Here is a 25492-nt window from a genome sequence, read left to right as displayed (position 1 = left end):
CTTCAATGAAATTCTTCGCCAGCTGCGGCAAAGGCCTCGAATACCTGCTCGCCGACGAGCTGGCCGCATTGGGCTGCACGCGCGCGACGGCCGCCATGGCCGGCGTCAACGTCGAAGGCACGCTGCACGATGCGCAGCGCGCCGTGCTGTGGTCGCGCCTGGCCAGCCGCGTGCTGTGGCCCATCGCCGAATTCGATTGCCCCGACGAACACGCGCTGTACGCCGGTGTCGCCGCGATCGACTGGACGGCGCACCTCGCGCAGGGCGACACGCTCGCCGTGGACGCGCACGTGTCCGGCGAGGCGATCACGCACGCGCGCTACGCCGCGCAACGCGTGAAGGACGCGGTCGTCGACGTGATGCGCGGCAAGACCGGTACGCGCCCGGACGTCGATGTCGAATCGCCGGACCTGCGCTTGAGCCTGGTGCTGCGAAAGGGCCGCGCGATCGTTTCGATCGACCTGTCGGGCGGCCCGATGCACCGCCGCGGCTGGCGCACCAAGCAGGGCGAGGCGCCGTTGAAGGAAAACCTCGCCGCGGCCGTGCTGATGCGCGGGCACTGGACGAAGGTGTACGCCGAAGGCGGCGCGCTGCTCGATCCGATGTGCGGCAGCGGCACGCTGTTGATCGAAGGCGCATTGATGGCCGCCGACGTCGCGCCGGGCCTGCAGCGCCACGGCAACGAACTGCCCACGCGCTGGCGCGGCCTGGATGCGGCGGCGTGGCATGCGCTCGTCGACGATGCGCGCAAGCGCGAAGCGTCCGGCATGAACGCGCTGCGCCCGGCGTTCTTCGGTCGCGATACCGACCCGCACGCGATCCGCGCCGCGCAGGACAACGCCGTGCTGGCCGGGCTGGCGGGATTGATCGAGTTCAAGGTGGGGGACATCCGCTCGCTCGACGCGCCGGTCCATCCTTCCACAGCGCACGATGCGGACGGCGATGGCGAACCGCGCGCCGGTGACGGACAGCAGGGCCTGGTCGTCTGCAACCCGCCGTATGACGCGCGCCTGCATGCCGACCCCGCGCTGTACCGCGCGCTCGGCGATGCGCTCAAGCGCGCCGTGCCGCAGTGGCGGGCCAGCCTGCTGTGCGGCGACGCCGAACTCGCGTTCGCGACGGGCTTGCGCGCGTCGAAGAAGTACCAGCTGTTCAACGGCGCGATCGAATGCACGCTGATCGTCTGCGATCCGGTCGCACCGGTGCAGCGCCGCCGCACCGACGAAGCCGGCGTCGAAGTGGCGCCGACGCTGTCGGAAGGCGCGCAGATGGTCGCCAACCGCCTGCGCAAGAACCTGCGCAAGCTCAAGCACTGGCGCGAGAGCGAAGGCATCACCTGTTATCGCGCCTACGACGCGGACATTCCCGAGTACGCCGCGGCCATCGACCTGTACACCACCGACGAAGCCACGCCGCGCACCTTCGCGCACGTGCAGGAATACGCCGCGCCTGCGGAGATCCCCGAGAACGTGCAGCGTCGCCGGCTCAACGAACTGCTTGCCGCCGTGCGCGAGGTCTTCGCGGTGCCGCGCGAGAACGTGGCGTTGAAGACGCGCTCCCGCGGCAAGGGCGGCAGCAAGTACGGGCAGATGGATTCGCGCGGCGAGTTCGTGCCCGTGCGCGAAGGCCGCGCGCGGTTGCTGGTGAACCTGTTCGACTACCTCGACACGGGCCTGTTCCTGGACCATCGCCCGATGCGCCTGCACATCGCCGATGAAGCGCAGGACGTGCGCTTCCTCAACCTGTTCGGCTACACGGGCGCGGCGACCGTGCAGGCCGCCGTCGGCGGCGCACGCCTGACGACCACCGTGGATCTGTCCGCGACGTACCTGGAGTGGTGCGCCGACAACCTGCGCGAGAACAACATGGGCGGCACGCGCCATCGCCTCGTGCAGGCCGATGCGCTGAGCTGGCTGGAAGCCGACACGCAGCAGTACGACATGATCTTCTGCGACCCGCCGACGTTCTCCAATTCCAAGCGTGCGCAGGATTTCGACGTGCAGGCGCAGCACGTGCGCCTGCTGCGCGCGGCGGTGGCGCGACTGGCCGACGGCGGCGTGCTGTATTTCTCCAACAACTTCCGGCGCTTCCGCCTGGATGAAACGGCCCTCGCCGAGTTTGCGCACGTCGAGGACATTTCCGCGCGCACGATTCCGCCGGACTTCGAGCGCGACGCGCGCATTCACCGCTGCTGGCGGATCACGCGCCGCGCCTGAGGCGCGGCCGCATAGCACTTCACGTCTGGCGACCTTCGCCCCTCCAGGGGCGGGGCGCGCGCGTGAATGCACGGTTTTCGCAAATTCTTCATTCGTTCTCCACGCGCGGCCGGGTAATCCACCGATGGGCCGTGACTCCGCCTAGACGAAGGTGAAGCCCACCCAACGCATGCATCGGTCAGCCGGACGTGCCGATGCGCACCGCCCCAGGGTGCCTGCCACCGATGTCGCCCGTTCCCGGCACCCGCTCATCGATTCCGCCGACGACGGGAGATGGTCATGGCCGCCAAGCAACAGTCGCCGCGCGCGCGCATCGCGCCGCAGCATGAACCCCTTCAGCAAGCACGGCCGCCGCGCCTGAGATCGGCGGCGTGGGTGATGGCGCTGCTCGGCGCAGGCGTTTGTTCGCAGGCGTGGTCGCAGGCCACGTGCACCGGTCCGGGCGGGCAGGTGGTGCTCGGTGCGGGCTCCTTCGTCTGCGGCAGCAGCGCCACTGCGTCCAACGCGACCGGCAATGCGTCGGCTTTCGGCAACCAGGCCAGTGCGACGGGCTTCGGCGCGGTTGCGCTGGGGGCCGGCGCGGTCACCAACGGTCTGCAGGCCACGGCGGTCGGCACGCAGGTGCAGGCCAATGCGGAAGGTGCGATCGCGGTGGGTGGGCAGTCGCGCGCAAACGCGGAAGGCGCTGCGGCGTTCGGCGGTTTCGTCGACCTCAACAACGACAACCTCGCCGACGCCGCCGAGGCGACGACGGCCAACTTCGTCAACGCCACCGCGATCGGCAACAACGCGCAGGTGAGTGCCGCGAACGGTTCGGCCTTCGGCAACCAGAGCCGCGCGGCGGCCAACGCGGTGGCGGTGGGACAGGCGGCGCAGGCCACCGGCGCGCAGGCCACGGCGCTGGGGCAGGGCGCCAGCGTCTCGGTGACCGGCGCGGTGGCGCTCGGCGCCGGGTCGGTGGCCGATCGCGCCAACACGGTTTCGGTGGGCACGGCCAGCGCGCAGCGGCAGATCGTCAACGTCGCCGCCGGCACCGCGCCGACGGATGCGGTCAACCTGAGCCAGCTCAACGCCGTGCAGATCCAGGTGGTCGACGGCATCCGCTACTTCCAGGCCGACGGCCTGGGCGACGGCACCGACGATGCCTCCACCACCGGCCAGTTCAGCATCGCCGCCGGCAGCACGGCGGTGGCGAACGGGCCCGGCACGACGGCGCTGGGCTCCAACAGCACTGCGACAGGCGAAGCGGCGATCGCGGTGGGCGCGTTCGCCCGCGCGACGGCCGAGCAGACGCTGGCCATCGGCACCGGCGCGCAGGCGACGGTGATCGGCGCGCAGGCGTTCGGCATCGGCGCCAATGCGACCGCCGATCGCGCGCTCGCCGTCGGCGGCGGTTCGCAGGCCACCGGCGCGACCAGCATGGCCGCGGGCAACGAGGTCGTCGCCAGCGGGCAGAGCAGCCTGGCGCTGGGGTATCGCAGTTCGGCGACGAACACGCTGACCACCGCCATCGGCGGCTGGAACGACAGCAACGCCAACGGCGTGGTGGACGCGAACGAAGTGACGCTGGCGTCCGGGCAAGGCGCCATCGCGTTCGGTCCGGCCGCGCAGGCCACCGACACCGGCACCGTTTCCATCGGCTCCGACAGCACCGCCACCGCGCAGGCGAGCACGGCGGTCGGCACGATCTCGCACGCGACCGCGCTGGGCAGCGCGGCGTTCGGCTTCGATGCCAGCGCCACGCAGCAGGCGGCGCTGGCGCTGGGCGGCGGCTCGCGCGCGACGGCGACCAACAGCACCGCCGTGGGCACGCTCGCGCAGGCGCAGGCGGGCAACACCATCGCCATCGGTTTCCGTTCCAGCGCCGCAGCCACCGACAGCGTGGTGATGGGCACCAACGCGCAGATCGCCGCCGTGGCTGCCAACGGCATTTCCATCGGCAACAACAGCCAGGTGAACTCGCTCAACGGCCTGGCCGTGGGCACCGGCGCGATAGTGGCGGCGCTCGATCCCAGCGGCACGGCGATCGACAACGGCATCGCCATCGGCAACAACAGCCGTTCCAACAACAAGGACGCCACCGCGGTCGGCGCGAACGCCGTCGCCAACGGCCAGAACAGCGTCGCCTTCGGCACCGCCGCGCTCGCGCAGGGGCCGCAGGCCAGCGCCATCGGCCAGAACGCGCGCGCGACCGGCAGCAACTCGGTCGCGCTGGGTACCTCGGCGCTGGCGCAGGGCAACGTGAGCACGGCGCTGGGGCAGAACTCCACCGCGACCGGCTCGCTCAGCGTCGCGCTCGGCCAGTCCGCCGATGCCACCGCGAGCGAAGCGCTGGCGGTGGGCAACAACGCGCAGGCGACGGCGGCCAATGCGACTTCGCTCGGCCGCTCCGCCAATGCATCGCAGACCGGTGCGTTGGCGCTGGGCGCGGACTCGGTCGCCTCGCAGGTGGATGCCTTCGCCGCCGGACGCGGCAGTGCGGCGGCGGGCGCGGGCAGCGTCGCGCTGGGCGCGGCGAGTTTCGCCGCCGGCCCGGGCGACACCGCCATCGGCCGCAACGCGCGCGTCAACGCCGACCAGAGCACGGCCGTCGGCGAGAACGCGACGATCGCCGTGGGCGCATTGCAGGCGTCGGCGTTCGGCGCCAACACCAGCGTGACCGCGTCGCAGGGCACGGCGCTGGGCTTCGGCAGCAGCGTCTCGGCGGTGAACGCCGTCGCGTTAGGCGCGGGCAGCGTCGCCAATCTGGCCAACACGGTGTCCTTCGGCACCGTCGGTGCGGAACGCCGGCTGGTGAACGTGGCGCCCGGCGTGGCGCCGACCGATGGCGTGAACGTCAGCCAGCTCGGCATCGTCGTCGGCGCGAGCACGCGCTACTTCAAGGCGGACGGATTGAACGACGGCAGCGACGACGCGGTCGCCAGCGGACTGACCTCCGTCGCCGCAGGCGCGGGCGCGCAGGCCCTGGGCGCGAACAGCGTCGCGGTCGGTGCCGCCAGCCGCGCCGCCGGGCCGTCCGATACGGCGGTCGGCCGCAACGCACAGGTGCTCGCCGACCAGAGCACGGCGGTGGGCGCCGACAGCGTCATCGCCGTCGGTGCGTTGCAGTCATCGGCTTTCGGCGCGAACACGAACGTCGGCGCGACGCAGGGCACGGCGCTCGGCTTCGGCGCGAGCACGACCGTGGACGGTGGCGTGGCGCTGGGCGCGGGCTCCGTGTCCGGCCGCGCCATCGCGCCGGCCGTCGGGGTGATCCCGGCGGGCATCCACGTCATTCCGTTCAACACGACGGACCGCACGTTGCTGGGTGCCATCTCGGTCGGCACCGATACCGCCTACCGGCAGATCATCAACGTCGCCGACGGCACGGAAGGCAGCGATGCCGTGACCGTGCGGCAGTTGCAGAGCGCGATCGGCGGTGTGTCGAGTGCGGGTTCGATGTACTTCCACGCCAATTCGACGCAGGCCGACTCGCTGGCGGTCGGCGCCGAGTCCATCGCGGTCGGTCCGTTGGCGGTGGTGAATGCCGACAGCGGCATCGGCATCGGCAACGGAGCGACGATCGAAACGGCCGCGAGCGACGGCATCGCCATCGGTCGCAACACGCTCGTCGGAGGCACGTCCGGCGTGGCCGTGGGCGTGCAGGCGGAATCCTTCGGTGCGGGCAGCGTTGCGCTCGGCGGCAGTGCGCTCGCATTGCAGCCGCTGTCGGTCGCACTGGGCACCGGCGCGGTCAGTTCGCATCTGCTGTCGGTCGCCATCGGCGCCGAATCGGTCACCACGGTCGGCCCGCAGACGGGCTACACGGCCTTCGGACTGGCGGCACCGCAGAACTCCATCGGCGAGGTGTCCTTCGGCAGGGCATCGGCGGCACGCAAGTTGACGCACGTCGCGGCGGGCAGCGACGACACCGACGCGGTCAACGTCGCGCAGCTGCGCGCGGTGCAGGTGGCGGCGGGTGACGCGTTGCTGTGGGACGCGGGCGCCAATGCCTTCAGTGCGAACCATCTGGGCGCCGGGCCCAACAAGATCGTGAACCTCGGCGACGGTGCGGTTGGCGCGGGCAGCACCGAGGCCATCAACGGCGGCCAGTTGTACGGCAGCTTGCAGAGCATGAGCAACGCGCTGACGGGCAGCGGCGCGCTGGTCAACGGCAACGTGTTGCAGGCGCCGCAGTTCGTGCTCGGCGGCAACGTCTTCAACGACGTGGCTTCGGCGCTGCAGTTCCTCCAGTCGCAGGGCGGTGGAGGCGGCGGCAGCGATGCACGCTTCACCGCGCAGGACGCGGGGCCGGCGACCGCGACCGGCACCAATGCGGTCGCCGCCGGCAGCAACGCGCAGGCCAGCGCGGACAACAGCGTCGCGCTCGGTGCCAACTCGGTGGCCGATCGTGCCAATACGGTGTCGGTCGGTTCGGCCGGCGCGGAACGCCAGGTCGCCAACGTCGCCGCCGGCAGCGCGCCGACGGACGCGGTGAACGTGCAGCAGATGCAGGCGCAATCGGTGACCACGCTGACGCAGGCGAACGCGTACACGGACGCGCGCGTGCAGGAGATCGTCGCCGTGCCGATGCAGGCCATCGAAGACCTGCGCGGCGAGGTGGAGGACGAGTTCCGCCACACCGATCGCCGCATCAACCGCCAGGGCGCGATGAACGCCGCGATGATCCACATGGCCTCCAGCGCGGCGAACATCCAGACAGACAACCGCGTGTCCGTCGGCGCGGGCTATGCCGAAGGCGAGGAAGCGGTGTCGATCGGCTACCAGCGCCGGCTGAAGCCGAACGTGTCGTTCTCCATGGGCGCGGCCTTCAGCGGCAGCGAGCAGAGCGCGGGTGCGGGTATTGGCATCGGGTGGTGATGATGGGAGGCGCGCCGACGCCCATGGATGGGCGCGCAGCCATCGGGCGCAGCCCGATGGCGTTCGTCGGGAAGCGCGCCTGTGGCGCGCAAGCATCCCTCCTCACCCCCTGCAAGCAGGGGGAGGGGCAGAAGAAGGAGCCGTCACGGGAGCCCGGAACATGGACCGTTCCACCCACGGCACTGGCCGGGCGGCGCGGTCGGCCCGACATTGACGGGCAGGCAACAGGAGACTCCCATGAGCAACGCCCACGACTTCGCCCGCATCGGCCGCACCCTGCGCGGCATGCCCGCTTCCGACGGCGCCGGCGTGCGCCTGACGCGCGTGATCGGCACGCCGCAGCTGGAAATGCTCGACCCGTTCCTGATGCTGGACGAGTTCGGCACCGACAAGCCCGAGGATTACCTCGCCGGCTTCCCCGAGCATCCGCACCGTGGCTTCGAGACCGTCACCTACATGCTCGACGGCCGCATGCGCCACAAGGACAACCACGGCAACGAAGGCGTGCTCGTGCCCGGCAGCGTGCAGTGGATGACCGCCGGCCGCGGCCTGGTGCATTCGGAAATGCCCGAGCAGCAGGAAGGCCGCATGCGCGGCTTCCAGCTGTGGGTGAACCTGCCGGCCGCGGAGAAGATGACGCAGCCGCAGTACCAGGAGTTCGCGCCCGACCGCATTCCGCTGCTGCAACCGGCGCAAGGCGTGCGCGTGAAGGTCATCGCGGGGCGCGTCGGCGATGTCGCCGGTCCCATTCGCCAGCCGGCGACCGATCCGGTCTACCTGGACATCGAACTCGCCCCCGGCGCGCGCTGGGAATATGACTTGCCCGAAGGCCACAACGCGTTCGCCTATGCATTCGAAGGCGCCGGTTCCCTCGGTGAGGGACGCGATGCGCGGCCGCTGTCGACGCAGGAAATCGCCGTGCTCATCGGCGGTCGTACCGTGCGCCTGGAAGCCGGCGACGGCGGCCTGCGCGCGATCCTCGTCGCCGGCCGTCCGCTGCGCGAGCCGGTCGCGCGCTACGGCCCGTTCGTGATGAACACCAAGGAGCAGATCATGCAGGCGTTCGTCGATTACCAGGAAGGGCGTTTTTAACCCGTTGTAGCCCGGGTAAGCGCAGCGCACCCGGGGAGGGGTGTCCGGCGCCGGGCCCGGGTGCGGCCTTCGGCCTTGCCCGGGCTACAGAAGCAATGCCGTTTCGGCGGGTCATCAAAAAAAGGCCACGCTCGCGCGTGGCCTTTCTTCATTGCATCGAAGACGCAGCGATCAGCGACGCGTGCCCGCGACCTCCGGACCGTACTGACCGAGCCAGCGATAGACCACGCCGCCGAGCAGGCCGCCGGCGATCGGCGCGACCCAGAACAGCCACAGCTGCGACATCGCCACCGGGCCGCCGAACACCGCCACGGCGGTGGAACGCGCCGGGTTCACCGACGTATTGGTGACCGGGATGGAGATCAGGTGGATCAGCGTCAGCGCAAGACCGATCGCGATGGGCGCGAAGCCCGCCGGCGCGCGCGTGTGCGTGGCGCCGAGGATCACGATCAGGAACATCGCCGTCATCACCAGCTCGCACAGGAACGCCGCACCGATGCCGTACCCGCCGGGCGAGTGCGAGCCGAAGCCGTTGGTGGCGAACGTGCCGGCGGCATTGGGATCGATGGTGAAGCCCGGCGCCCCACCGGCGATATGCAACAGGACGAACGCGGCGAGGATGCCGCCCAGCACCTGGGCGAAGATGTAAGGCACCAGTTCGCCGGTCGGGAAACGGCCGCCGGCCCACAGGCCGAAACTCACGGCAGGATTGAAATGGCCGCCCGAGATATGACCCAGCGCGTACGCGCCGGTGAGGACCGTGAGGCCGAAGGCGAGCGAGACGCCGACCAGGCCGATGCCGATCTCGACACCGCCCGAATTGAACTTCGCCGCGAGCACTGCACTTCCGCAACCGCCAAGCACCAACCAGAACGTGCCGATGAACTCGGCCGCAAGCTTCCTGATCATGTTGTTTCTCCTGCCCATGGAACCGATGGAATCGAACCGATACGCGCCGGGATGTGTTCCGCGCGCGAAAGCGGCCGATCTTAGGAGCGGCGAGGAGGACGGTAACTGCGAAAGAAGCTGATTGCACGCCCGGGCCGATTGACGGCTTTCCGCCCGCGGCTGGCGGGCGGAAGGGCCGTCACGGCAAGGCTCAGTTGCTGCTCAGACGCGTGGCCGGGAAACGCAGCGACTGCGCCTGGCTGATCGCCGGTGCCAGTTGCGGTTGCTCGGCCTGCAGCCAGATGTGCGCGACGCGGCCGTCGGGCAATTCGACCAGCGTTTCGCGGACTTCCACGTTCGGACGCGTCGCCACTTCGCCGCGATACCAGTGGATGCTCTGGCCGTCGATCACGCCCGGCTCGGCGCGATTGCCGCGCTTGGGCTCGAAGTTCGCCTTGCGCGAAATGTAGAGACCGAACGCTTCGGAGCCATCGGCGCGCAGTGCACGACAGAAGTCGGCGCCGCCCGTGGCCTTGTATTCCCAGACCAGACCCGCCTCGGCGGGCAGCTGGGGACAGTTACCTTCCTGCGTGCTCTGCGCGTGCGCACTCGCCATGCCCACACCGGCGAGCACGAGCAGGGCCGACATACGCCATGCCGTCGTCTTCACGACAAACCCCCTGTAGTCGTTACAACCCCTTGCAACGAAACAGCCCATGAGGCGGGCTGCGCTGACCGGCGAACCGTGACCGCTTCGGCCGATCTGGGTCGAACATAGTCCAGAAAACGGCACTTGACAAATAACCAGACTTAATAGGCAAACAGCCAGGCTTATGAGTCGGGGCCGATCATCCGCAAAGCCAATGGGTCGGGCCGGTCAGCGCTCGGGCAGGGGGATGAACTCGTCGTCGCCGGGCACCTTGCCGAAGCGTCCCTCCAGCCAGTCCTGCTTGGCCTGCTCGATCCGCTCCTTCGAGCTGGACACGAAGTTCCACCACAGGTGGCGCGGGCCGTCGAGCGGCTCGCCGCCCAGCAGCATCGCCTTCACGGGCGTGCGGGCGCGCAGTGTCGGCCGGGTGCCGGGGTCGAGCACGATCAGGTGCATGGCCGGGATGTCGGCGCCGTCGAGCTGGGCGTCGCCTTCCAGCACGTAGAGGGCGCGCTCGGGGTGGCTGTCGTCCAGGGCGAGTTCGGCGTCGGCGTCCAGGTCGATGGCGACATAGAGCGTGTCGGCGTACACGCGCACGGGCGATTCCTCGCCGTAGCCGCGCCCGGCCACCACGCGCAGCCAGCTGCCGTCGCGGCGTTGCTGCGGCAGGGTCGCGGCGGGGTGGTGGAAGAAGCCCGGGTCGGCTTCTTCGCTGCCGCGCGGCAGCGCGACCCAGGTCTGCATGCCGTGCAGCGGATGCTGGTGCTCGCGCAGCGTGCCCGGCGTGCGTTCGGAATGGGCGATGCCGCGGCCGGCGGTCATCCAGTTCACGTCGCCCGGGTTGATGTCCTGCAGGCTGCCGAGCGTGTCGCGGTGGGTGATCGTGCCCGACCACAGGAAGGTCACCGTCGCCAGCCCGATGTGCGGGTGCGGACGCACGTCGATGCCGCGCCCGACTTCGAACACCGCCGGCCCCATGTGATCGACGAACACGAACGGCCCGACCGATCGCGCCTGGATGCTCGGCACGGCGCGACGCACCTGGAACCCGCCGAGGTCGTGCACACGGGGGGAAACGATGAGGGTCATGGCGGGATCTCCGGAAGCGAGCGTGCGGTGAGGGTGTCACATCCCCGCGCGTCGTCGCATGTACCGCCGTGCGTCGCGCTCAGCGGGCGGCGTCGTTCACGCGCAGCGTCGCGGCCGGACGCGGACCCGGCGACAGCGCGAGCAGGGTCACGCGCCAGGCGCCGATGGCGCGCGGCTGTCCCAGTTCGGAGGCCTTGAGCACCACGTCGAGCACGGTGTCGGGCTTCTGGAAGCGCAGGCGCACGTCGGCGTCGCCGGCGTGCACGCACGTCACGTCCGGCGGGCAGCGCGAGTCGTTGACGGTGCCGATGTAGGTGATGCGTGCGTTCTCCGGAAGCGCCATGCGCTGGCCGGGGTGCAGGCGCGCCTCCACCGGAAGCGCGACCTTCGGAGCGCTGGCGCAGGCAGAGACGAGCAGGGCAATCAGGACGGGCGCGATGCGACGGGTCATCTGGAACGGGCAGGCAGGGAAGCTCGCGGGAGTCTAGCGGGTGCCCCGCATGGCGTCGTGATGCCATCGCGTGAAAACTTCGTTGCAGGTGCGTGGCTAGAATCGGACGCCATGGCCCATGCGGGATGCACATGACCCGGAAGCTGCGGTGGATCGGCATCGTCGTGCTGGTGCTGGTGGCGGCTTCGCTGCTGTCGGTCTACAGCTACGGACGCTTCGCGCAACGCGCACGCGGCGCGCCCGTGCAGTCGATTCCCGCCGACCGCGTGGAGACCGCGCTGGATCGCGCCATCGCGCCGCTGGAGCAGGCGCATCCCGGGCAGGCCGGGCTGTCACTGATCGCCGACAACCTGGACGCCTTCACCGTCCGCGCGGTCACTGCGCGCACCGCCGGGCGCAGCCTGGATCTGCAGTACTACATCTGGAAGCCGGACCTGACCGGCAATCTGATCGTGCACGAGGTCCTTGCCGCTGCCGACCGCGGCGTGCGCGTGCGGCTGCTGCTGGACGACCTGAATTCGCACGCGAAGGATTCCGTGCTGGCCGCGCTGGACCGCCACCCGAACATCGAGGTGCGCATGTTCAATCCATCGCGCGCCCGGCAGTCGTACTTCCTGCGCGGCGTGGAGATGCTGCTGCGGGTCTTCAGCCTCAACCGGCGCATGCACAACAAGGCATGGATCGCCGACGGCCGCGTCGCCGTGGTCGGCGGGCGCAACATCGGCGACGAGTATTTCGGCGCGGCCGAGGAATCCAACTTCCTTGATGCGGACCTTGCGGTGGTCGGTGAGCCCGTGCGCGAAACCGCGCGCATCTTCGACGCCTACTGGAACAGTGGGGCGGCGATTCCGCTGGCGCAGCTGGTGGATGCGGACGAGCTTTCGCTGCAGCGGCTGCGTCGCGTGGGAGCGCTGGAGTACCGCAACAAGGACGCCGAGCCCTACCTGGAGCAACTGGCGCGTTCGCCAAGCGTGCAGGCGTTGCTGCGCGGCAGTCGCGCGCCGCGCTGGACGCGCGAGGCGCACGTGGTGTCGGACCCTCCGGAAAAAGCCGAAGGCGCGCCGCGCAAGGGCGACTGGCTGATCGACGCGATCACCCCGACCGTGGCCGGGGCGAAGCGCGAGCTGTTCATCAGCTCGCCGTACTTCGTGCCCGGCGACGAAGGCGTGGCGTGGATGCTGCGCATGCGCGATCGCGGCGTGCGCGTGAGCGTGCTGACCAACTCGCTCGCGGCGACGGACGTCGCGGCGGTGCACGGCGGCTACGCGCCGTACCGCGCGCCGCTGCTGCGCGGCGGCGTCGAGCTGTACGAGCTGATGGCGCGCGGCCCCGGCGGCGGCGGGGGCAGCGGCCTGCTGGGCTCCTCGTCGAGCGAGGCCAGCCTGCATACCAAAGCTTTCATGGTGGACGGCGACGTGGGCTTCGTCGGCTCGGTGAATTTCGATCCGCGTTCGATCAACCTCAATACCGAGATGGGCATCGCGTTCACCGATCGCGAACTCACGCGCGAACTGCTGCGCATCTATGAGTGGAAGGTGAGCGCGAAGAACAGCTACCGCGTGTATCTGGAAAACGACGCGCTGCGCTGGGAGGACGGTTCGAAAGAGCCCCCGCGCGTGTGGACGCAGGAACCGGAGGCGGACTGGAAGCGGCGCACGATGGCCGCGGTGGTGCGGTGGTTGCCGGTGGAGTCGCAGTTGTAAGTGAGGTCACCGGACCAAGCGCAGCACCCATGCCCCTCTCCCCTCGGGAGAGGGGTTGGGGTGAGGGGTAACGGAGCATCAACGTGCGGAGCGCCGGTGCATCACCGCGCCGCGGGTTGTGCCTTGATGCTCCGTTACCCCTCATCCGCCCTCCGGGCACCTTCTCCCGAGGGGAGAAGGGAAACGCCGCGCTACTGGCGCCCGACTTCCAACACCGCGCGTCCCGACGCATCCACCCGCACCGTCGTCAGCCGGTCGTACTCCGCCTCGCTCATCGGCGCGACCTGGCAGGCGCACAGCGCGGCGGCGATGTCCGGCACCGTGTTGCTGTGGCCGACGACCAGCACCGTCTGCCCCGCATGACGCTCGCGCAGCAGCGCGGCGAATTCGGTGGCCGGCTGCTTCGCGTCGTAGGTGATCAGCGGCAAGCCGTGCTCCTGCGCGGTCGGCGTCGCGGTCTGGCGCGTGCGCTGGAACGCGGTGGTGTACACCGCGATCACCGGCACCGGCGACAACCGCTGCGCGAGCGCCTGCGCGCGGGCGCGGCCGGCGTCGGTGAGCGGCGGGTCGTTGCTGCCGTCGGCCGCCTTCTCCGCATGGCGCACGAGGATGAAGGTCATCGCGGCGCCGGTTTCGACACGGGCAACGGAATCGGCGACGCGCGGCGAAGAAGCGCAGGCCGAAAGGAACAGCAGGCAGGAAAGGGCGGTGAGCGGCAGTTTCATGCCGCCCACCTTAGCCGACCTCACGCGGCCGGCTGAAGTGCCGTGAGGATGCCGCGCGCGGCCAGCACGCGCGACTGCGCATCGGGCAGTTCCAGCGCCATGCGCAACTTGTCCGGGCCTTCCATCCGGTAGAGCTTGGGCTGGCCCTGGATCAGCTTGATGATCGCCATCGGGTCGACGTTGGGTTTCTCGACGAAGTGCACGCGTCCACCCTTGTCGCCCAGGTCGAGTTTGCGGATGCCCAGCTGCGTCGCGCGAAGTTTCAGTTCGGCGATGGCGAACAGGTGCTTGGCGGCGTCGGGCAGAAGGCCGAAGCGGTCGATCATCTCCACCTGCAACTCGCGCAGTTCCTCCGTGTCGCGTGCGCCGCTGATGCGCTTGTACAGCGTCAGGCGCGTGTGCACGTCGGGCAGGTAGTCGTCGGGGATCAGCGAGGGCACGCGCAGTTCGACTTCGGCGCCGCGAACCTCGTGGCCGTCCACGTCGGGCAGCTTGCCCTGGCGGATCGAACGCACCGCGCGCTCCAGCAGTTCGGTGTAGAGGCTGAAGCCGACCTCGGCCATCTGTCCGCTTTGTTCCTCGCCGAGCAGTTCGCCGGCGCCGCGGATTTCCAGGTCGTGCGTGGCGAGCGTGAAGCCGGCGCCGAGTTCGTCCATCGCCGCGATCGCGTCCAACCGCTTGCGTGCGTCCTCGGTGATCGCCTTGCGATCGGGCACGACGAGGTAGGCGTAGGCACGGTGGTGCGAACGGCCGACGCGCCCGCGCAGCTGGTGCAGCTGCGCCAGGCCGAACTTGTCGGCACGGTTCATGATGATGGTGTTGGCGTTGGGGATGTCGATGCCCGACTCGATGATCGTCGTCGACAGCAGCACGTTGAAGCGCTGCTTGTGGAAGTCGAGCATCACCCGTTCCAGCTCGCGCTCGGGCATCTGGCCGTGGGCGATGCCGATGCGCGCCTCCGGCACCAGCTCCTGAAGCTGGCGCTGCATGCGCCCGATGCTTTCCACGTCGTTGTGCAGGAAGTACACCTGGCCGCCGCGCGAAAGCTCGCGCTGGAACGCCTCGCGCAGCTGCATGTCGTCCCACGGCACGACGAAGGTCTGCACCGCCAGGCGGTGCGCGGGCGGCGTGGCGATGATCGACAGGTCGCGCAGTCCGGCCATCGCCATGTTGAGCGTGCGCGGGATCGGCGTGGCGGTGAGCGTGAGCAGGTGGACGTTCGCGCGCAACGCCTTCAGTGCTTCCTTCTGGCGCACGCCGAAACGCTGTTCTTCGTCGACGATCACCGCGCCCAGGTCCTTGAAGCGCACGTCCGGCTGCAACAGGCGGTGCGTGCCGACGATCACGTCGATGCTGCCGTCGGCGACCTTGGTCAGTTCGGTCTCGATTTCCTTCTTGGTCTTGAAGCGCGAGAGCACTTCCACGCGGATCGGCCAGTCGGCGAAGCGGTCGCGGAAGTTGCGGTAATGCTGTTCGGCCAGCAGCGTGGTCGGCACCAGTACGGCAACCTGCTTGCCGCTCATCGCGCTGACGAAGGCCGCGCGTACCGCGACCTCGGTCTTGCCGAAGCCAACGTCGCCGCAGACCACGCGGTCCATCGGCTGGCTCGAGGCGAGGTCGCGGATCACCGCTTCGATCGCCGAGTGCTGGTCCGGCGTCTCCTCGAACGGGAACGCCGCCGCGAACGGCTCGTACGCCGCGCGGTCCACGTCGATCGCCAGTCCCGCACGCGCCTGCCGCTTGGCCTGGATTTCCAGCAGTTCGGCGGCGACGTCGCGGACTTTCTCGGCGGCCTTGCGCTTGGCCTTCGCCCACTGCTCGCCGCCGAGCGAATGCAGCGGCGCGGTTTCCTCCGATGCACCGGAATAGCGGTTGATCAGGTGCAGCTGCGCGACCGGCACGTACAGGCGGTCGCCCTTGGCGTACTCGATCTCCAGGTATTCGGCGGGCATGCCGCCGGCGTCGAGCGTGACCAGTCCGCGATAGCGGCCGACACCGTGGTCCTCGTGGACGATCGGTGCGCCTTCGGTGAGCTCACCCAGGTCCTTGATGATCGCTTCCGGCTCGCGGCCGACACGGCGGCGACGGCGCGGCTGGCTGGCGCGCTCGGGGAAGAGCTGGCGTTCGGTGAGGACGGCCAGCGCGGGTTCGGTGATGGCGAAACCGTCTTCGAACGGCGCGACCGCGATCGCGAACCTGGGAAGCGCCTGCGCGGCCTGCGAGGGAAGAAAAGCATTCCAGTCGGCCAGTACATCGGGCTTCAGCGCCGCCGCCTGCAACAACTCCAGCAACGCCTCGCGACGCCCCGGCGAATCCGCCGCGATCAGCACGCGGCCCGGATAGCTCGACAGGAACGACTTCAAGGCATCGGCCGGCGCGTGGTCGCGCGCGGCGATCGGCAAGGCCGGCGCGGGTTGGTCGCCCAGTGCGCTCGCGCGTTCGCGCTGCGCATGGCCTTCGCCGCAGATCTCCACGCGCGTGGTCTCGTTGAGGCGCGCGCGCAGCGCATCGGGCGACAGGTACAGCGCGTCGGGCGGCAGCAGCGGGCGTTCGAGATCGTGGCGGCGTTGTTCGTAGCGCTCGCCGGTGTGGCTCCAGAATTGTTCGGCGGCCTCCATCGCGCCATCGGCGATGACGGGGAGCGTGTCCTTGGCGAGGTAGTCGAACAGCGTGGAGGTCGTGTCGAAGAACAGCGGCAGGTAGTACTCGATGCCGGGCGGCGCCAACCCCGCCTTGAGGTCCTGGTAGAGCGCGCTGCGGCGCGTGTCCAGATCGAAGCGGTCGCGCAGGGCATCGAGCGCGCGCTTGAGCGCGGCATCGTCCAGCGGCACTTCGCGGCCGGGCAACAGGTGGACGGCGTCGATCTTCTCCAGCGAACGCTGCGACTCGGGTTCGAACGCGCGGATCGTCTCGATCTCGTCGTCGAGCAGTTCGACGCGGAACGGCTGGTCGGCGCCCATCGGGTAGACATCCAACAGCCCGCCGCGCACCGCGAAGTCGCCCGGATCGAGCACCTGCGGCACGTGGCGATAACCGGCCGATTCCAGGCGCCGCTTTTCCGCATCCAGGTCCAGGCGCTGGCCGGTCTTCACATCGAAGCTGCCGCCGACCACGTGCTTGAGCGGCGCCAGCCGCTGCAGCAGCGTCTGCACCGGAACGATCACGATGCCGCGCTTGAGCGTGGGCAGGCGGTGCAGCGCGGCCAGGCGCTGGCTGACGATGTCCGGGTGCGGGCTGAAGAGGTCGTAGGGCAGCGTTTCCCAGTCGGGGAAGGTGACCACGGGCAGATCAGCCTGCGCACCGAGCAGGGTGTGCAGGTCCGATTCGAGCTGGTGCGCGCCGTGGTTGTCGCGCGCGACCACCAGCAGCGGCGCGTCGTGCGCGGCCGCGGCCGTGGCGATGTGGAACGCCAGCGCGGAGGGCGAGGCCGGAGCGCGCCACCAGGCGCGCTGGTGTCCGGACCGGGGCAGGGGAGGCGTCGGAATTGCGGACTTCGGCATCGGATCGGGATGGGGGCGGGGACGTGAAAAACGAGGGCAGCGCCGGAGGGCCGTGACCCCCCAGCGCAAAGAGGCCCGCATTTTACGGGACCGGCGGATGAAGACCCGGTTCCTGCATGACCTGCCTGAATCGGCGCGGCCGGATCGCATCGTTCCAGTGGCCGCGCTATTGATCGCTTGCAATTGAATAGCGCGCTATGTAAATTTTCGACCCATGAAGACCGCGACCGCCAAGGCCCCCAAAGCGAAGAACCTGCTGCATCTGGACGAGCAGCTGTGCTTCGCGCTGTATTCCACCGGGCTGGCGCTCAACAAGGTCTATCGCAAGCTGCTCTCGCCGCTGGGCCTGACCTACCCGCAATACCTGGTGATGCTGGTGCTGTGGGAGCGCGACGGCCTGAGCGTGTCGGAGATCGGCGAGAAGCTGTTCCTCGACTCGGCGACGTTGACGCCGCTGCTCAAGCGCCTGGAGGCGTCGGGTCTGGTGACGCGCACGCGCGCCAGCCGTGACGAGCGGCAGGTGATCGTCGAACTGAGCGAGGAGGGCCGGGCGTTGAAGGCGAAAGCCCGCGCGGTTCCGTCGGAACTGCTGTGCGCCTCGGAATGCACGCAGGACGAGATCGTCGCGATGAAGCACCAGCTCGAATCGCTGCGCAAGGCGCTCGGCCGGAACGGCTGAGGCGGCGCGCGGCAAGGCAATCGCACCGTACAAGCGGCGCGCCGTTCGAGGTCGCGCCATGAGACCCGGCCGCAAGGCCACCCCGTCGTTGTCCCCCCAACCAGGAGTCTTCCCATGTCCCTCGATCAGGTCCTCTACACCGCCCACGCCACCTCCACCGGCGGCCGCGACGGACGTTCCGTCTCGTCCGACAACGCGCTCGACGTCAAGCTCACCACGCCGCGCGAACTCGGCGGCGCCGGCGGCGAAGGCACCAATCCGGAGCAACTGTTCGCGGCCGGCTACTCGGCCTGCTTCATCGGCGCGCTGAAGTTCGTCGCCGGCAAGGAGAAGATCGCGTTCCCGAACGACGCCAAGATCGACGCCGCCGTCGGCATCGGTCCGCTGCCGACCGGCTTCGGCATCCAGGCCGAGCTGAAGATCTCGCTGCCGGGCCTGCCGCGCGAGCAGGCCGAAGCGCTGGTGCAGAAGGCGCACCAGGTGTGCCCGTACTCCAACGCGACGCGCGGCAATATCGACGTCACCCTGACCGTCGTCTGATCGGTCGCGAGCGAAACGGCGAAGAAGCGCGGCGCGGGCGTCCTGCCCGCGCCACGCGTGCCCCCTCGCTACCCTGGGCGCGACATGCGTGCCCTTATTGCTGAGCGCGCGCCGTCAGGGCCGCGCTTCGAACACCAGATTGAACGGCGTCTGCGTCGCGCGGCGGAAACGCGTGAAGCCGGCGTCGGTCATCACCTGGCGCAGCCGCGCCTCGCCGGCCTGTGCGCCCAGTGCCGGCCCGTTGCGCGCCAGCGACACCGGCACGCAGATCTGCGACGACGCGCCGTAGTACACGCGTCCGACCGGATTGAGGTTCTCCGCCACGCTGTCGCCGGCGAACGGCTCCACCAGCATGCATGAGCCGTCGGACTTCAGCGCCTGCAGCGCATGGCGCGCGGCGCCGACCGGATCGCCCATGTCGTGCAGGCAATCGAAGAAGCAGATCAGGTCGAAGTCCTTGTCGGCGTAGCCCGTCGCGTCGGCGGTCTCGAACTTCGCGTTGCCCGCGCCGGCTTTGCGCGCACGTTCGCGCGCCACCTCGATCGACGGGGCGTGATAGTCGTAGCCGATGAAGGTCGATTCGGGGAACGCCTGCGCCATCAGCGTGGTGCTTGCGCCGTGTCCGCAGCCGACGTCGGCCGCCTTCGCCCCGGCACGCAGTTTGTCGACGACGCCGTCCAGCGCCGGTAACCATTCCATGATGAGGTGCGCGTTGTAGCCGGCGCGAAAGAAGCGCTCGGTGCCATGGAACAGGCAGGCGTGGTGCTCGCCCCATTCCATGCCCTTGCCGGTGCGGAAGTTTTCCTTCGTCCTCTCCAGCGCGTGGAACGTCGCTTCCACGATCGAATAGGCACCGGGCAGGTCGACCGGCCCGCCCGGGTCGGCCAGGCACAGCGCCTGCTCTGCGCTGAGCGAATAGGTGTCGCTGTCGCGGTCGTAGTCGACGTAGCCGCCCGCCGCCTGGTTGCCGAGCCACTCGCGGATGTAGCGTTCGTTCGTGCCGGTGCGTGTTGCCAGTTCGGCGGCGCTCATCGGCGAGGTGGCCAGCGCCCGATACAGGCCGAGCTGGTCGCCGACCAGCATGAGGGTCGCGCTGATCGCGGCGCCCAGGTCGCCTACCGCATGGCCCAGGAACTGATTCAGGCGCTCTTCGTTGATGCTCATGTGGAGCCCCCCGGCGGTGCTCGCCGTGGACGCGCGGTTCTGCCTGCCGCAAGGCCCCCCGGAGTCACCCCTTCGAACGGGCCGGCCCGTGCGCGCCGGCCAGGTTCAGGCCGCCTTGCTGCCCTTCAGGTCCAGGCGCACGCGGATGAGCCCGTTGGGCTCCTGCTGCACGCTGCGTTCGAAGCCCAGCGATTCGGCCAGCGAGAGCATGGCCTGGTTGTGTTCGAACACGTCGCCGTAGACGCAGTCCAGCTTCTTGCCGCGCGCCCATTTCACCAGCCGCGTCATCAGGTAGCGGCCCAGGCCCATGTTGGCGACGTAGTGGCTGACCAGGATGGCGAATTCCGCCTCCCGGCCGTTGTCGTCCACGGCAATGCGCGCCACCGCCCCGACCAGCGCCTCGCCCGGCGGCAGCGGCTCGGCCGCGACCAGGGCGAATTCGTTCTTCGGGTTGATGCGGGTCATTCGATCCGCCATTTCAGGCGACATCTCGTTCAGCGCGTACAGGAAGCGCTGGCGCACTTCCTCCGGCTGGAGCAGTGAGAAGCTGGCGCGAATCGGTTCTGCGTCTTCGGGGCGGATCGGACGTATCAGTACTTCGCGCCCGTTGGGAAGACGCATCCGTTCATGCCAGGGCGGGAGTCGTTCGCGCGCGGCCATGGATGGATATTGGCACACTTCCCGTATTCACATTCTTCACGGGGCGGGCGGGGCGATGGACGGAAGCAGACTGCAGGACTGGGTGGGGGGCTGGCCGGGGGTGGAGTCCTCGATCAAGTGGGAAAACGACCTGGTCTTCACCGTCGCGGGGAAGATGTTCTGCGTCGTCTGCGTGCAGGGAGAGGGCGTGGGCAGCCTGAGCTTCAAGGTCGAGGACGAGCGCTTTCTGGAGCTGACCGGCCGCCCCGGGTTCATCCCGGCGCCCTACCTGGCGCGGGCGCGCTGGGTCCAGATGCTCGATTCTTCGCGCGTCCCGGTGAAGGAATTGAAGGCCTTGCTGCGCCGCAGCTACGAGCTGGTCCGGGCGAAGCTGCCGAAGAAGACCCAGCGCGAGCTGGCCGACTGATCCTGTGCGCAGAGCCAGGCGCGTGCAGTCCCGGCGCGTCGCGCCCCGGTGCTAGACTCGCGCCGCCTTACGCACACTCATTCAACTCTTCAGGGAAAGACGGCATGGCCGGTGGTGGTGATTCGACCCGCGCGATCCTGTTCGCGCTCGGTGCCAACTTCGCGATCGCGGTCGCCAAGGGCGTGGCGGCGTTCTTCACCGGTTCCAGCGCGATGCTGGCCGAGACGGTCCACTCGCTGGCCGACTGCGGCAACCAGCTCCTGCTGCTGCTGGGCATGCGCCAGGCCAAGGCGCCGGCCTCGCCCGATTACCCGCTGGGTTACGGCAAGGCGATCTACTTCTGGTCGTTCCTGGTCGCGGTGATGCTGTTCACCGTCGGCGGCATGTTCTCGCTGTACGAAGGCATCCACAAACTCCAGCATCCCGAGCCGCTGAAGCAGTGGTGGTGGGCCGCCGGCGTGCTGGTGTTCGCCATCCTCGCCGAGAGCGTTTCGATGCGCGCCTGCCTGCAGGAAGTGAACAAGGCGCGCGGCGAGCGCGGCCTGTGGCGCTGGTTCCGCGAAAGCCGCCAGGCCGAGCTGGTGGTGATCTTCGGGGAGGACCTGGCCGCGCTGCTGGGCCTGGTGTTCGCGCTGATCGCGGTGATGATGTCGGTGGTCACCGGCAATCCGCTGTGGGACGCGGTCGGCACCATCGCCATCGGCGCGCTGCTGATCGTGGTCGCGGTGTTCGTCGCCATCGAGGTGAAGGCGATGCTGATCGGCCAGAGCGTCGATCCGGCGCGCCAGCAGCAGATGCGCGAGTTCCTGCAGACGCGTCCGGAGATCGAGCGCATCATCAGTCTGATCACGCTGCAGTTGGGCAACGAGGTGCTGGTGTCGGTGCAGGCGCAGATGCGCGAGGAGCACGGGGTCAGCGGGCTGATCGACCAGATCAATTCGGTCGAGCGGGCGCTGAAGCAGTCGTTCCCGGAAGTGCGCTGGAGCTTCTTCGAGCCGGATCGGAAGTTGCAGGCGTAGTCACCTTCATCCCGGCGAAGGCCGGGATCCAGGTCCCTGGCGTGTGGGCACTCCCTGTGCGGTGAACCTCCTCACCGTCATTCCCGCGAAGGCGGGGGCTTCTGGGCCGCCGCACGGCGGCTCTCTCCAGGGACTTTCCACGCTTTCCCTGCGCACTCGAACAGCAACAACAAAGCTTCCGATCGGCTACGCCGCTCGGGTCACTTTTCTTTGCTTGCCCAAAGAAAAGTAACCAAAAGAAAGGGCAGTGGGCCCAGATCAATCCCACGACCGGACAGCGAGTAGGCGCGTTCGCGATTCGCCATCCCTGGCTCAGCGCTCACCGCCGCACATCCATGTGCGGCGCCCTTCGGGGCTAGTAACCTGAAAGGCTGTTCGACAGCAACAGCAACAGCAACAGCAACAAAGACAAGGAACAACAGCCAGCAAGCAACCGCCGTGCGCGACTACGCCCCCCGCACCAGCCACTCCAGCCTCCCCGCCGCGTCCGCGCTTTCACCCAGCACTTTCGCCAGCAGGGGCAGTACGCCGGCCAGGGTCTGGTCCAGTTGCCACGGCGGGTTGAGGATCAGCAAGCCGCTGCCGTTCATGCGCAGCGGGGAATCGTCGGCGCGCACCAGCAGTTCGGCGACGAACGAGGACTTCGCCGGCAATGTCGTCGCGCGACGGTAGAACGGTTGCAGCGAGCGGCGCAGCTTGATCGGGTACCACAGCACATACGTGCCCTGCGGCCAGCGGGCGAGGGCGTCGCGCAGTGCGCCCAGCGCGGTGTCGAACTCCTCCAGCTGCGCTTCGTAAGGCGGGTCGATCAGCACCAGCCCGCGGTTGTAGCGGGTCTCGCCGATGCGGGGCGGCAGCAGCGCCTTCATCGCGGCGTAGCCGTCGCGCTCGTGCACGGCCACGCGCGGATCGTGGGAGAACACCGAACGCAGCTGCCCGGCCTCTTCCGGCAGCAACTCGCACGCGGCGATGCGGTCCTGTTCGCGCAGCGCGTGGGCCAGCAGCCAGGGCGAGCCGGGATAGCTCGCCTGTCCGTGTTCGTGCCGACAGGCGCGCACGGCGGCCAGGTAACGGGTGATGGCCGGGTGCTTCGGCGCCTCCGCCAGCAAACGGCCGATGCCGCCTTCGGCCTCGCCCGTGCGTTGCGCCGAATTGCTGTCCAGCGCGTACAACCCGCGTCCGGCATGGGTGTCCAGCGCGAACGCCGCCGCCGGCTTCGCCGTCAGGGCATCGCACAGGGCGAGCACGGCGATGTGCTTGAGCACGTCGGCATGGTTGCCGGCGTGGAAGACGTGGCGGTAGTTCATGGGGCGTCCGGGATTCGGGATTCGGGATTGGGGATTCGATGGCTCGCGCAGCGCCCACCATCCAAGTTCGTTCGCGCAGAATAGTCCCCGCCGACCGTATCCCAAAGCACAAGCTCCCGAATCCCGAATCCCGAATCCCGAATCCCCAAGAATGCGCATCCTCCTCGTCGAAGACGAAGCCGCCATCGCCCAGATCGTGCTGCACGCGCTGCACGCGGAGGGGTTCGAGGCGATCCACTGCCTGACCGGCCGCGAGGCCCTGGCCGCGGCGCGTGCGCAGGACTTCGACCTGGCGGTGCTCGATGTCGGCCTGCCCGACATCGGCGGCTTCGCGTTGTGCCGTGAACTGCGCCGCGAGCGCGACCTGCCGGTGATCTTCCTCACCGCCCAGAATGCCGAAGCCGACCGCATCCTCGGCCTGGAGATCGGTGCCGACGACTACGTGACCAAGCCGTTCTCGCCGCGCGAGCTGGTCGCGCGCGTGCGCGTGGTGCTGCGCCGTCTCCAGCCGTCGCCGACCGCCGCGCCCGTCGACGCCGGATTCGTGCACGACGCCCAGGGGCACCGCATCCGTTACCGCGGCCGCGCGCTCGACCTCACGCGCTACGAATACGGCCTGCTCGCCGCGTTGCTGCAACGCCCGGGCGCGGTGCTCTCGCGCGCGCAACTGATGGACCGCGTGTGGGGCGATGCGCTGGAAAGCGGCGATCGCACCGTGGACACGCACATCAAGACGCTGCGCGCGAAGCTGCGCGATGTCGCGCCCGACGCCGATCCGATCCGCACGCACCGCGGACTGGGCTACTCGCTGGAGACCGCGGAATGAGGATCGCACTGCGGGTGTTCCTGGGCTACTTCGTCATCGTCGCGCTGGCCGGCTGGCTGCTGGCGCAGGTGTTCGTGGCCGAGGTGAAGCCGGGCGTGCGCCAGGCGATGGAAGACACGCTGGTCGACACGGCCAATGTCCTGGCCGAGCTGGCCACCGACGATTTCATCAAAGGCCGCATCGACGACGGCGACTTCGCCAAGCGCGTACGCGCGATGGCGCGGCGCGATTACGGCGCGCAGATATGGGGCTTCGGCAAGCGTTCCTCGCAGTACCGCATCTACGTCGCCGATGCGCGCGGCATCGTCGTGTTCGACAGCGACGGGCGCGATGTCGGCAAGGACTACTCGCGCTGGAACGATGTCTATCTCACGCTGCGCGGCCGCTACGGCGCGCGCTCCACGCGCAACGATTACGCCGATCCGAACTCCACCGTGATGCATGTCGCCGCGCCGATCCGCGACGTGGACGGGCGCATCGTCGGCGTGCTGACGGTCGCCAAGCCCAACCGCGCGATCGCGCCCTTCATCGAGCGCAGCCAGCGCGCCGTGTGGCGATGGGGCGCGGTGCTGCTGGGCGTGTCGCTGGTGATCGGACTGCTGGCGGCGTGGTGGCTGTCGAAGCAGTTGGGCGCATTGCGCCGCTACGCCAACGCCGTCACCGCCGGCGAGCGCGCCGCGCCGCCGCGCGCGGCGGGCGAGTTCGGCGAACTGGGCTCGGCGCTGGAAACCATGCGCGTGCGCCTGGAAGGCAAGCAGTACGTGGAGCAGTACGTGCACACGCTCACGCACGAGATGAAGAGCCCGCTGGCGGCGATCCGTGGCAGCGCGGAGCTGCTGGAGGGGCCGCTCGACGAACCCGACCGCGCGCGCTTCGTCGCCGCCATCCGCGCGCAGAGCGAGCGCCTGGCGCAGATGATCGACAAGATGCTGGCGCTGGCAGCGGTGGAGCATCGGCAACGGCTCGAACATCCCGAAGCGCTGTCGCTGTCGGGTGTCATCGCCGATGCCGCCGCGCAGTGCGACACGCGGCTGGCGCAGGCGGACCTCCGCCTCGATTTCGACCTGCCGGCCGGTCTGCCCGACGTGCGCGGTGATCGCTTCCTGCTGCGCCAGGCGGTGGTCAACCTGATCGAGAACGCCATCGACTTCGCACCGCGCGGCAGTGCGATCGAAGTGCAGCTGCGTGCTGATGGTGCGTCGCAATGTGTGGCGGTACGCGACCGCGGGCCGGGCATCCCCGATTACGCGGAAGGGCGGGTGTTCGAACGCTTCTATTCGCTGCCGCGCCCCGGCAACGGCAGTCGCAGCAGCGGGCTGGGCTTGCCGTTCGTGGCCGAGGTGGCCGCGTTGCATGGCGGCGAGGCGGTGCTGCACAACCGTGAGGGCGGCGGGGCGGTGGCGGAAATCAGGCTGCCGCCGGGCGAGTGATCTGACGAGGTCCGTCGAATTCACCGTCATCCCGGCGAAGGCCGCGGTGAGTCACCTCACCGTCATTCCGGCGAAAGCGGGGCTTTCGCGGGAATGACGTGAAGTTTCGGACGACGTGATGTCCCGGAGGGCGTGACAGCCTGGATCCCGGCCTTAGCCGGGATGACGGCTCCGGGCGGGTCTCTATCGGCCGACGCTTCCGCACGCCTGTGCGACTTCACCGTCGCCTCACACAAGCCCCATCGTCCCCACGCAACACGCGCGCAGCCTGTCGCCATTCCACGACAG

Annotated in this window: 19 protein-coding genes; 10 read left to right on the top strand and 9 right to left on the bottom strand. The window is 69.2% G+C overall.

Translation table 11 applies throughout. From position 1 onward, the window contains the following. Positions 1–5 precede the first annotated feature (5 nt). The 3 genes from rlmKL to JI752_RS09250 all read left to right on the top strand — a co-directional run bounded on the left by rlmKL (position 6) and on the right by JI752_RS09250 (position 8168). Entirely contained in the window at positions 6–2216 is a 2211-nt protein-coding gene (rlmKL, locus tag JI752_RS09260; RefSeq protein ID WP_216962675.1) for a bifunctional 23S rRNA (guanine(2069)-N(7))-methyltransferase RlmK/23S rRNA (guanine(2445)-N(2))-methyltransferase RlmL, read from the top strand. Between the two features lie 279 nt (positions 2217–2495). Next, on the top strand, positions 2496–7076 hold the full coding sequence (locus tag JI752_RS09255; protein WP_216962673.1) for a YadA-like family protein: 4581 nt from the start codon (positions 2496–2498) through the stop codon (positions 7074–7076). Positions 7077–7313: 237 nt separating this feature from the next. Beyond that, entirely contained in the window at positions 7314–8168 is an 855-nt protein-coding gene (locus JI752_RS09250; RefSeq protein ID WP_216962670.1) for a pirin family protein, read from the top strand. 171 nt (positions 8169–8339) lie between these two features. On the opposite strand, the gene aqpZ is transcribed toward JI752_RS09250, so the two are convergent. The 4 genes from aqpZ to JI752_RS09230 form a co-directional block, all read right to left on the bottom strand. Then, the gene (gene aqpZ / locus JI752_RS09245) at positions 8340–9077 is read right to left on the bottom strand and encodes an aquaporin Z (protein WP_216962667.1); all 738 of its coding nucleotides are present in this window, start codon (positions 9075–9077) and stop codon (positions 8340–8342) included. Between the two features lie 190 nt (positions 9078–9267). Next, positions 9268–9705 carry a hypothetical protein gene (locus JI752_RS09240; RefSeq protein WP_216962664.1) on the bottom strand — a complete coding sequence of 146 codons (438 nt, stop codon included), beginning with the start codon at positions 9703–9705 and terminating at the stop codon, positions 9268–9270. A gap of 228 nt (positions 9706–9933) precedes the next feature. After that, on the bottom strand, positions 9934–10794 hold the full coding sequence (locus JI752_RS09235; RefSeq protein WP_216962661.1) for a pirin family protein: 861 nt from the start codon (positions 10792–10794) through the stop codon (positions 9934–9936). Between the two features lie 79 nt (positions 10795–10873). Next, positions 10874–11245: a hypothetical protein gene (locus tag JI752_RS09230; protein WP_216962658.1), complete on the bottom strand. Its 372-nt coding sequence runs from the start codon at positions 11243–11245 to the stop codon at positions 10874–10876. A 131-nt stretch (positions 11246–11376) separates the two neighbouring features. On the opposite strand from JI752_RS09230, the gene JI752_RS09225 reads away from it, so the two are divergent. Continuing rightward, positions 11377–12948, top strand: a complete 1572-nt coding sequence (locus tag JI752_RS09225; protein WP_216962657.1) for a phospholipase D family protein — start codon at positions 11377–11379, stop codon at positions 12946–12948. Between the two features lie 191 nt (positions 12949–13139). Here the strand turns inward: JI752_RS09225 and JI752_RS09220 are convergent, their stop codons facing one another. Together JI752_RS09220 and mfd are read right to left on the bottom strand one after the other, a co-directional pair. Then, positions 13140–13673, bottom strand: coding sequence for a phosphoglycerate mutase family protein (locus JI752_RS09220; RefSeq protein WP_216962654.1), 534 nt, complete (start codon positions 13671–13673; stop codon positions 13140–13142). Positions 13674–13693: 20 nt separating this feature from the next. After that, positions 13694–17173 carry a transcription-repair coupling factor gene (gene mfd, locus JI752_RS09215; protein WP_216962651.1) on the bottom strand — a complete coding sequence of 1160 codons (3480 nt, stop codon included), beginning with the start codon at positions 17171–17173 and terminating at the stop codon, positions 13694–13696. A 214-nt stretch (positions 17174–17387) separates the two neighbouring features. Between mfd and JI752_RS09210 the strand changes: the two genes are divergently transcribed. After that, positions 17388–17852, top strand: coding sequence for a MarR family transcriptional regulator (locus tag JI752_RS09210; RefSeq protein ID WP_216962648.1), 465 nt, complete (start codon positions 17388–17390; stop codon positions 17850–17852). A 114-nt stretch (positions 17853–17966) separates the two neighbouring features. Then, positions 17967–18392 carry an organic hydroperoxide resistance protein gene (locus JI752_RS09205; protein ID WP_216962645.1) on the top strand — a complete coding sequence of 142 codons (426 nt, stop codon included), beginning with the start codon at positions 17967–17969 and terminating at the stop codon, positions 18390–18392. A gap of 114 nt (positions 18393–18506) precedes the next feature. Here the strand turns inward: JI752_RS09205 and JI752_RS09200 are convergent, their stop codons facing one another. Both JI752_RS09200 and JI752_RS09195 read right to left on the bottom strand, forming a co-directional pair. Beyond that, on the bottom strand, positions 18507–19556 hold the full coding sequence (locus tag JI752_RS09200) for a class I SAM-dependent methyltransferase (protein WP_216962631.1): 1050 nt from the start codon (positions 19554–19556) through the stop codon (positions 18507–18509). A gap of 105 nt (positions 19557–19661) precedes the next feature. After that, the gene (locus JI752_RS09195; protein WP_216962628.1) at positions 19662–20216 is read right to left on the bottom strand and encodes a GNAT family protein; all 555 of its coding nucleotides are present in this window, start codon (positions 20214–20216) and stop codon (positions 19662–19664) included. A 55-nt stretch (positions 20217–20271) separates the two neighbouring features. On the opposite strand from JI752_RS09195, the gene JI752_RS09190 reads away from it, so the two are divergent. Together JI752_RS09190 and JI752_RS09185 are read left to right on the top strand one after the other, a co-directional pair. Next, complete coding sequence (locus JI752_RS09190) at positions 20272–20622, top strand: MmcQ/YjbR family DNA-binding protein (protein WP_216962625.1); 351 nt, start codon at positions 20272–20274, stop codon at positions 20620–20622. 104 nt (positions 20623–20726) lie between these two features. Then, positions 20727–21641: a cation diffusion facilitator family transporter gene (locus JI752_RS09185; protein WP_216962622.1), complete on the top strand. Its 915-nt coding sequence runs from the start codon at positions 20727–20729 to the stop codon at positions 21639–21641. 446 nt (positions 21642–22087) lie between these two features. Here JI752_RS09185 and rlmJ read toward each other — a convergent pair whose 3' ends face one another. After that, complete coding sequence (gene rlmJ, locus JI752_RS09180) at positions 22088–22948, bottom strand: 23S rRNA (adenine(2030)-N(6))-methyltransferase RlmJ (RefSeq protein ID WP_216962619.1); 861 nt, start codon at positions 22946–22948, stop codon at positions 22088–22090. A 151-nt stretch (positions 22949–23099) separates the two neighbouring features. On the opposite strand from rlmJ, the gene creB reads away from it, so the two are divergent. Together creB and creC are read left to right on the top strand one after the other, a co-directional pair. Then, the gene (gene creB / locus JI752_RS09175) at positions 23100–23774 is read left to right on the top strand and encodes a two-component system response regulator CreB (RefSeq protein WP_216962617.1); all 675 of its coding nucleotides are present in this window, start codon (positions 23100–23102) and stop codon (positions 23772–23774) included. Further along, the gene (creC, locus tag JI752_RS09170) at positions 23771–25204 is read left to right on the top strand and encodes a two-component system sensor histidine kinase CreC (RefSeq protein WP_216962614.1); all 1434 of its coding nucleotides are present in this window, start codon (positions 23771–23773) and stop codon (positions 25202–25204) included. The genes creB and creC overlap by 4 nt, the downstream gene beginning before the upstream one ends. Positions 25205–25492 lie beyond the last annotated feature (288 nt).

This window comes from Lysobacter sp. MMG2, from assembly GCF_016735495.2.
GTDB lineage: Bacteria > Pseudomonadota > Gammaproteobacteria > Xanthomonadales > Xanthomonadaceae > Lysobacter_J.
This window is presented reverse-complemented; position numbering and strand designations above follow the sequence as displayed.